Origin of the sequence: Desertivirga arenae, from assembly GCF_017355785.1 — a bacterium.
Taxonomy (GTDB): domain Bacteria; phylum Bacteroidota; class Bacteroidia; order Sphingobacteriales; family Sphingobacteriaceae; genus Desertivirga; species Desertivirga arenae.
Window position 1 is genome coordinate 249901 of sequence record NZ_JAFEWE010000008.1, and the last position, 7507, is coordinate 257407.

At 34.6% G+C, this 7507-nt stretch carries 6 protein-coding genes; 5 read left to right on the top strand and 1 reads right to left on the bottom strand.

The annotated features are described in order from the left end of the window. The first annotated feature begins 29 nt into the window (after positions 1-29). The 5 genes from J4N24_RS16985 to J4N24_RS17005 are packed head-to-tail and all read left to right on the top strand — an operon-like array spanning position 30 to position 5884. On the top strand, positions 30-773 hold the full coding sequence (locus J4N24_RS16985; RefSeq protein ID WP_207534901.1) for a glycosyltransferase family 2 protein: 744 nt from the start codon (positions 30-32) through the stop codon (positions 771-773). Between the two features lie 45 nt (positions 774-818). Beyond that, on the top strand, positions 819-1526 hold the full coding sequence (locus J4N24_RS16990) for a glycosyltransferase family 2 protein (protein ID WP_207534902.1): 708 nt from the start codon (positions 819-821) through the stop codon (positions 1524-1526). Continuing rightward, positions 1526-3052: a glycosyltransferase family 39 protein gene (locus J4N24_RS16995; RefSeq protein ID WP_207534903.1), complete on the top strand. Its 1527-nt coding sequence runs from the start codon at positions 1526-1528 to the stop codon at positions 3050-3052. The genes J4N24_RS16990 and J4N24_RS16995 overlap by 1 nt, the downstream gene beginning before the upstream one ends. Further along, positions 3042-4568, top strand: a complete 1527-nt coding sequence (locus J4N24_RS17000; RefSeq protein WP_207534904.1) for a hypothetical protein — start codon at positions 3042-3044, stop codon at positions 4566-4568. Before J4N24_RS16995 ends, J4N24_RS17000 begins: the two co-directional genes overlap by 11 nt. Beyond that, positions 4532-5884, top strand: a complete 1353-nt coding sequence (locus J4N24_RS17005; protein WP_207534905.1) for a hypothetical protein — start codon at positions 4532-4534, stop codon at positions 5882-5884. The genes J4N24_RS17000 and J4N24_RS17005 overlap by 37 nt, the downstream gene beginning before the upstream one ends. On the opposite strand, the gene J4N24_RS17010 is transcribed toward J4N24_RS17005, so the two are convergent. Further along, a complete protein-coding gene (locus J4N24_RS17010) occupies positions 5881-6768 on the bottom strand; it encodes a glycosyl hydrolase 53 family protein (RefSeq protein ID WP_207534906.1) in 888 nt (295 codons plus the stop codon). The genes J4N24_RS17005 and J4N24_RS17010 overlap by 4 nt on opposite strands. Positions 6769-7507: the final 739 nt, after the last annotated feature.

Consider the following 7507-nt stretch of genomic DNA (forward strand, 5'->3'; position numbering starts at 1 on the left):
TTAACCTCTGACCACACATATTTAAGTAGATGTATAACGGGAAAAAAATAATTGTAGTAATGCCCGCCTACAATGCAGAAAAAACACTTGAACGCACATACAGAGAGCTGGATTTCTCATTAATCGACGAATTAATCCTGGTAGACGATTATAGTAAAGACGGAACTGTTAGGGAAGCGAATAAGTTGGGAATAGTTCATACATTTAGACATGACTTCAATAAAGGTTACGGTGGCAATCAAAAAACTTGTTACAATAAAGCGCTAAAACTAGGTGGGGATATAATTATTATGCTCCATCCTGACTATCAATATACGCCAAAATTAATACCCTCTATGGTTTCACTTATTGAAAGTGGACTATATGATGTTGTATTTGCCTCCAGGATCCTGGGAAATGGAGCGAGAAAAGGAGGGATGCCTTTGTATAAATACGTTGCAAATAGAATATTAACTTTTATTCAAAACTTTCTAATGCATCAAAAATTGTCTGAATATCATACTGGATATAGGGCTTACTCTCGAAAGGTTTTGGAAAATATAAACTTCAATAATAACTCAGATGACTTTATTTTCGACAACGAAATTGTCGCTCAAATATTCAGTAAAAATTTCGAAATCGCAGAAATAACATGTCCAACTAAATATTTTGAAGAAGCATCTTCTATTAATTTTAGAAGAAGTCTAAAATATGGAATGGGGGTCTTAATTGTTTCCTTTAGGTACTTTATGCATCGAACTTGCCGGGTTCCATGGAGTAAACTCTCCACATAATAAGATTACCTTCTAATTAATTTTAGTGTTCTTAGATATTCATTTATGATTCTTTGTATATTAATTCCAGCCTTCAACGAGGAGGAAGCCATTTCCTCCACAATTCAAAATATATTTAAAGTTCTTTCCGGCGCAACGATCGATCACAACATTTTAGTAGTGAACGATAATTCCACTGATAATACAGAGTTAGTTTTGAAAGGATTATGCAAAGAAATTCCAACCCTTAGCTATGAAAATAATCAGTACCCACGAGGCTTTGGAAGCGCAGTGCGGTATGGACTAGACAACTGGCAGGGTGACATAGTATGTATAATGATGGCAGACGCCTCTGATAATCCAGAGGATGCTGTTCATTATTATCGCGAGATAAACGAACACAAATTTGATTGTGTATTTGGAAGCAGATTTATAGAAGGCGGCTATGTGAAGAATTATCCTCTGTTCAAGTTGCTATTAAATCGGCTTTTCAATAATATTCTTTCAATTGTTATCAATAAGAGATTTAATGATTATACTAATGCATTTAAAGCTTATCAGAGAAGGGTAATAACAGGTATAATTCCATTAACCTCTAATAACTTTAGCCTGACGGTTGAAATTCCTCTTAAAGCAATACAAGAAGGGTTTTCTTATACCGTTGTACCAATCGGTTGGACGCAAAGAAAGTATGGTTACTCTAAGCTTAATCTTTTTAAAAATTCCTTATCCTATTTTAATATTTTCAGGCTTTATTTACAACGAAGGTTATAATGGGAAATATAAAAGAGCAATCTTCAAATCCTTCACTGCAGTACGTAATAGTAGGAATCATTGTAATAATGTTTGCTGGATATCTTCTGCTAATCGTGAATAGGCAGGGGTTTTGGCATGACGAAATTTACACCCTAAGTTTTATTAAGGGATTTGATATATATCTTTTTGATGGAAGCGACTTAAATGTTTTCGATCACCATAATGTCCTTTGGTACAAGGACTGGCTAAAAAAAGATATGTATTGGATTAATCTCCACCGAAATCTTATTCATGAAGGTCATCCTCCAGTTTACTATATCCTTTTAAAGCTATGGTCCTATGTTTTTGGTGCAGAGGAAACGGGTTTAAGAAGTTTTTCCATTTTTACGTCTAGTCTTTCATTAATAGTAGCTTACAGGATAGGGAAACTGATTAATTCTCGATACTCCATTATTTTTCCTATTTTGTTATCTTCTTGCCCCTTATTCGTCTATTACGGAACAGAGGCTCGTTCCTATTCTCTTTATATTTTACTGTCGGAGCTCTGCTTTTATTACTTTTTAAAGATCGTATTAAATAGAAATGATTCTAAAGTAGAAAATCGTAAGTGTATTGTAGCTTTAATTTTCTTTTCTACCCTTCTTTTTTATACTCATTATTATGGCGTTTTCTTCTACGGGGTGCTTTCTACAGCGTTATTCGTTGTATTAATGAAAGAGAAGAGTTTTAAAGAAATCGGTTTTCTAATCATACCATGTATTGCTTTTCTTCCTTGGCTAGGTTTTATTAAAGCACAAACTGCAGTTCATCACGATCATTGGACTAATGGTTTTTTGGGCTTTGAAAACTCAATAAATCATTTCTTCTCAGGTATTGTTACGCTGCTTCTAGGCGAATTTTCAGCTGCAGATCAATACTATTTATTGATCGCGCTGATAATTCTTCTCTTAATATTCATCAATTATGTTGCAAACCGGCCCATTAATGTTACCCACATTGCTTTTCCTTTTTTGCTCATTGCCATATTTGGTATAAGTATTATCGTTTTTGACAAGCTTCTCAATCACCACACTATTGCTGTGCCAAGGTATTACATTCCACTGCAGTTCGTACTTATATTCCTCTTGTTTTATATGATTACTAAAGGAAGATTCGGTTTGATTTCAATACTAACTACAGGAAGTTTGCTCGTAATATTTTTTAAAATTCAGTTAGATTATTATAAGGGAATTAAGGAACCTAAACAAATGTATAGGGAAGCCGCGGCATACATTTCCAGAACATATGACCCAAACAATGTTGACTTAATTATATCTCCTAGTGGTCCTTCTGCTGTTGGTATAGCCTATTATCTCACTGAAAATTTCGCTATTCATTCGTTGCCTGCACCTGAGATTTGTCAGGTTTACGGTCAAAGGAGAAAAGTAATAGTAGAACAACGTCTTGGACTTGCCGCTGAGCCTTGGATGTTAAAATGTAAGTCAGATACAATAAAAAATCGGACTGTAAGATTCGTGGGACTAGATATTGTCAATGAGAACTAAATTACTTCTTTATAAAATAATTTTTCTTTTATCGTTTACTATTTTTTTTAGTTCTGGTCATATTGAGAATCCAGATACTCACCTACGTTTGACCCAGGCCCGTTGCTGGGTGGATAATGGATCAATTGAAGTGGAAAAAGGATTTGGAGAGTTGTCACATGGAAATATTGCAATTAACAAGGAGGGTAAACAGTTTAGTGTTTATAATCCAGGTCAAATAATTGTTTTTATACCCATATACTTTATTTCCAAATATATCGTATCTGATCCTGTAGATACTTACTATACGTCAGCATTCATCGCTTCATTCCTAGGCTATCTGGTCTTTGGAGTTATAATTATCATATTTTGGGAGCTTGGTGGTAAACTTGAGCTTCCCAAAAGACAAGTACTTATAACAACATTGATATTTGCATTTACATCTTATTGTTTTGCGCATGCACAAGATAGCTATGAGCAGATATATGAAGCTTTGTTCCTGTTGCTTTGTATTTTATTTCTTTTAAAGAAAGACCTTTCCGAAATAAGTATAATTCTTGCTGCGGTATCGCTGGGAATAGGTCTAATATTTCGTACTACTATTATCATTGCTGTCCCTGGTATCCTTTGGCTCATTACTAGAACTCGCGAGAAGGTCCTTTTTTTGTTTACACTTCTACCTTTCATTTTCTTACTACTTTATTATAATTTTTTTCGGTTTGGCAACCCTTTTGAAACAGGATATTCCTTAGCCTGGTATCAGTCATTTGGAAAAACCTCCGCAACCAGCTTTACGCTCGTTAATATACCAAAACATTCGGTTGCTCTATTATTTTCCTTCGGCAAAGGACTACTTTGGTTCTCCCCGTCCTTAATCCTGGTTTGCTGGAGCATCAAGAATTTCTGGAGGCACCAAAGGAAGTTGAGTGTGAGCCTCTATATAATATCAATTTGTTACATCGGTTTTTACGCTGCAAATTTCGCATGGCATGGAAGTGCCTGGAACTGGGGCCCGAGGTATATTATTCCCATAGTTCCATTGCTATATTTAAACCTTTTCTATTTATCAGGTTTGAAAAGGAAATTGGGAGCAGCCGTTTGTCTGCTATCATTTTCGGTGCAAATACTTGCTATTTCCACTTTCTATAAAAGAGACTTGATTAAGATTCTTATTTCAAAAGGTGATATTTTCTGGACCGACAATTATTTTTTCAATCCTTCCTACTCGCCAATAAAGGGGCAGATAGTTTCCCTTTATGACGTTACTAAAAGCATAAGCTCTCCCGGGCCAAAGTCAACTTACCTATTTAGAGGACCCTGGAAAAACGAGGGTAGACCAGCTTCACAACAGACAATGCTAAATAACAGTATTGATTTAAATACTTATAATTTTTGGTGGGTCCGTGAACTGTATATGACAGGGCCAATTTTGAAAAAAATTTTCACTCTTTTTTTGGCGTTATTAGCCTCCCTTGTTTTAATTATACTATTAAAGAATTTATGGAAACAGGCCAATCGAAACGAGACTATGCTGTAATTTTAGTTATTACAGTTGGGGCTGTACTTCGCCTTACTTTAGCTTTTTTTAATGCCCCTAATAATACTTATGATGATTATTTAGAGCCTATTGCATATTTTATTAATAATAATCACCGGCCGTTTCCGGGAAGATGTTGGGAATGCTATCAGCCACCTTTATTCTATTACATAACATCCGGTATATATAAATTATCTTTTTCTCTTACTCATAACTATTTTTATTCCTGGAAAACTATCCAACTCGTCAATTCAATATTTTCGTGTGGTACTTTATTAGTTACATATGGAATCATTAGATGCTCATCAATTAGACACTCAAACATAGTACCATTAGTTCTGGCGATTGCAGCAATATACCCACGGGATATTTACACTTCTGCTACAATATCAAATGATTCTTTGTTAACTTTTATTGTGACCTTATCCATATTCTTATTTTCGAAGTATTGGAATAGCTTTTCTATGTTTACCCTAGCCTGCCTCTGTTTATCTGTGGTTGCAGCCTCTTTCACTAAACAACACGGTCTTATAACTTTATCTTTTCTTTGCGCAATTGCCCTTAGCCATCTCTACCATAATCGGAAAAATTTATATAAATCCTTACTAACCGCTCCTGTAGTGTTGCCGTTCCTAACACTAATCATATGTCTTGGGGATGAACTTTGGAAATTCACGGTTACAAATCATTTTTTAGTAAGCAACCAACATTTTTTCTCTTATGCGAAAAGCCAGCCTCCGGGAAGTTTAGATAAAATAAGCTTTTCTACTTTTCATTTATTTGATTTGGTGAACAATCCTTTTTTGGGTAAAGTCACGGTGGGGTCTTACTGGACTGTGCTATTCGCTGGTAGCTGGTTTGACTACGAATGGCGTTTCACCTCACCTAAATTACCGCAAGTTCAATTTATTTCAACAAGCTTGTACATTTTAGGCTTTTTAGTATTACTGCTATTTATAGTCGGCAGTATAAGTTTAATAAAAAGGTCCAGGAAAATAAGTTATCATAATTTATTACTTGGATTTGTTGGTATTTGTTTTTTTCTTGTTCCTTTATTGCAGACTGTTCGCTTTCCTTATTTTTCCTCGATGAAAGGCCTGTTTTTTTTACCGGCATCGAGCATCATTTGCCTGGCTTTAGGTTATTGTCTCAGTGAAATAAAATGGCTGGTAGGCGCTAAAATCAGGTATTTCCTTACAGCAATTATATTGCTAGTCGGCATATTTCATGTTAGCTATGTGGTGTATTATCTTTCAATTTCTTTACCTATTTTATCAGGCCCATTGTGGCAATACCCGAGAATTATAATTCCTTAATTTTTTTTTAATTTATAACATAATTCCCACTCACTAAGTGCTTTTTTAGGCCTGAAGTTTTGATCAAATAGACCGAGATAATTTATCCATAAAGCTTTATTATCCAAATTCTCAGTGTCAGCTGTTGATGTCCAAATTAAGGTTTGACATCTCTCAGATTCCTTTAAAAATGAGATCAAAGTTTTTAAGTAATTTTTCTGTTTTTCCTCACTGTAGAGGTTACTAGGGATACTTGTTTCAAAAATTCCAAAAGGTTTTTGGGAACGATTCAGAAGGATTTTTAAATTCTTTAAATTAGATGGTTCGGTACCGCTTGAATTAGGGTAAGTAGAAATAGAAAGTATGTCAAAATTATCCCCAAAAGCTTCAAATACCTCCAAAGAAGCCTTTTTCCCCCAATTTCTATGAATACCAAACAATAATTCAAGTTGAAAACTAACAGAAACCTTTGTATTTGGGTAAGAATAACTGAGGCGTTTTTTTGTAACATTATACAGGTCTACAAACGCTCTAAAATCTTGAGGGTTAGTTAATGCATAAAAGTTCACTTCAACGCCCAGGTTTAAGTACTGTGGATTGTAAAGTTTGCAAACTTCTAAAGCAGAATTTATAAAATCTCTCTTGCAGGTTGAATCCTGAAAGTTCCAGGGGGAGTGACGCAAACTTTTCCGGTCATCTTTCATCCAATCCATATTTACAATTAATTTTCGGTGATGGTCTTTTGCTAATGTTGCAATCCATCCTATGTCTTTTAAGAATTCTTGGCGACCAGGGTACCATGGAATCTGAGCTGTTAGAATATCAGAATTTTCAAGCGTATAAGAAATGCCTTTTTTAATGACTTTGTCTTCTGCTTTTCTCGGTGGCCAATAAATTGTCCCCATGTAAAAGCTTCGTCTATTTGACATGTCACCTCGTGTGCAAGAAGTAAACAACCAAATAAATAGAGTCAAAAAAATAACTAATAAATTGCGGAAAATATGTAAGGTGTACACGGAATATCTAGTTTTACAACAATTTAAAAAAACCTATTATTATCGGTATCTGCCAACCTTGTCAAATGTACAACCTTATTTCATTGTCAATAATATTTAATATAGCTACTACGGCTATAAGGATTAGTTAATTACAGTTTTCATATAAACGATTTAAGTTTGTATAATTTTTAAATACTAACCTTTTAGCTTCTTTCTATATAGCGAAACAATTTCTATCTTTGGAAAGACCTTTACATAATCTTACGCTTATCGATGCGTCGAAAATTGACAACTCCAGGTCGCTTATTGCTTTTAATATTTGAATAACTTCTTTAAAAAATGAAAAGTGTTCTCTTTGTTTGTGCCGCATTTTTGTTAGTGGCAGTATTTGACCTACCTTCTGGTTATTATAAGTTTCTTAGGTAGGCTGTTACAATTTGTTGCGCTCTAGTAATAGTCGAAAGTGCAAAGGATAAGATCAATTTATGGACTATTTTTTTCGGACTTACTGCTATTCTCGTATTCGCCCGACCAAGCACGTCTTTTAAAGCTCCACTAATTTCTTAAAGTTTTGTGGATAGAGATCTCTGATATTCTTATGGTTGATCGTCATGATATTCTCCAAGGCGTATTTTAACCACTGGTA

Coding starts and splice junctions, on each gene's coding strand:
- J4N24_RS16985 (WP_207534901.1), top strand. CDS start 30: ATGTATAACGGGAAAAAAATAATTGTAGTAATGCCCGCCTACAATGCA.
- J4N24_RS16990 (WP_207534902.1), top strand. CDS start 819: ATGATTCTTTGTATATTAATTCCAGCCTTCAACGAGGAGGAAGCCATT.
- J4N24_RS16995 (WP_207534903.1), top strand. CDS start 1,526: ATGGGAAATATAAAAGAGCAATCTTCAAATCCTTCACTGCAGTACGTA.
- J4N24_RS17000 (WP_207534904.1), top strand. CDS start 3,042: ATGAGAACTAAATTACTTCTTTATAAAATAATTTTTCTTTTATCGTTT.
- J4N24_RS17005 (WP_207534905.1), top strand. CDS start 4,532: ATGGAAACAGGCCAATCGAAACGAGACTATGCTGTAATTTTAGTTATT.
- J4N24_RS17010 (WP_207534906.1), bottom strand. CDS start 6,768: ATGGGGACAATTTATTGGCCACCGAGAAAAGCAGAAGACAAAGTCATT.